The sequence below is a fragment of the Caulobacter sp. GW821-FHT09A05 genome (genome assembly GCF_059418465.1).
In genome coordinates this window covers 1-1160 of the sequence record NZ_JBWKPX010000066.1, presented here as the reverse complement: position 1 = coordinate 1160, position 1160 = coordinate 1, and the positions used below count along the sequence as shown (strand labels likewise).

The 1160-nt window shown below is 69.5% G+C and carries 1 protein-coding gene; it reads right to left on the bottom strand.

Annotation, left to right across the window (positions count from 1 at the left end):
- Positions 1–17: 17 nt before the first annotated feature.
- Positions 18–962 (bottom strand): IS110 family RNA-guided transposase, encoded by a 945-nt coding sequence (locus tag AC07NX_RS26195; RefSeq protein ID WP_494646054.1) that lies wholly within the window; start codon positions 960–962, stop codon positions 18–20.
- Between the last annotated feature and the right edge of the window lie 198 nt (positions 963–1160).

Sequence of the window (1160 nt, the reverse complement as noted above, 5' to 3'; positions counted from 1 at the left end):
CGGATGAGCAACTGTGTTTATCGTGCGTACTGCGGATCCCAGGCTTGGCCTGAGCGCAGCAGGGCGACGATGATGCCGAGCATGCGGCGGGCGACGGCGATGATGGCCATCTTTGGGCTCTTGCCGTTGGCGATGAGGCGCTGGCGGAAGGCCTTGAGGGCGGGGTTGCCGCGGGCGGCGGCCAGGGCGGCCATGTAGACGACGCGTCGGACCTCGGCGCGGCCGCCAAAGATGGAGCGCTTGCCCTTTCGCTTGCCACTGTCGTCGTCGAACGGCGCCAGGCCGACCAGGGCGGCGAGCTGTCGCCGGTCGAGCTGGTCGATCTCGGGAACCAGGCCCAGCAGGGTCTGGCTGAGGACGGGGCCGGCGCCCTTGAGCGACTGGATCAGCCGATCCTTGCGGGCCATGGCCTCGTCGTTGGCGACCAGTTGGGACAGCCGCCGCTCGATCAGCAGGATCTCGGCGGCGATGCGCCGCAGACGCTGGCCGGCCATCCGGCGCAGGACCGGATCGACGACCAGCCGGACCTGGGCGTCCAAGCGGATCCGGTCCTGGGTCAGTTGGCGGCGGGCGGTGATCAGTTCGGCCATCTGCTCGGCCAGGGGATCATGATGCGGCGCGCGGGTCGGAAGCTGGTCGGTGAAGCGCGCCAGCATCAGGGCGTCGGCCACGTCGTTCTTGGCCAGCTTGCCCAGGGCCCGGGCGTATTGGCGCAGCCGGTAAGGATTGACCAGCCGCACCGGCAGGCCGGCCACGCGCAACGCCCTGACCAGCGGGCGTTCATGGCCGCCGCTCGGCTCCAGGCCGATGGCCCGCACCGTCCACCCGCCGCAGCGCTTGATCAGCGCCGCCCAGCCGGCCAGGTCATTGCCGAACTGGAGGATCTCTCCGGTCGGCAGCACCGCCACGTCCAACCGTTCCTGGCAGACGTCGATGCCGATCACATAGTCGTCCTGGTTCATCTTCGGCGTCCCATCCTTGCGTGCGGGGTCTTGTCCCGGGCAACTGTTCGGGTTCAGGAAGAAGATGACCGCGGCCCCAGCTCATCCACGGCGTGCAGGCCTCAGGGGTAACGGGCTCGCGGTCACCGCCACGGGCCGGGCCATGCCCCGGCCCGTGGCGACCACAACTCTGACAGATCCCGGACACACAAGGGGTCG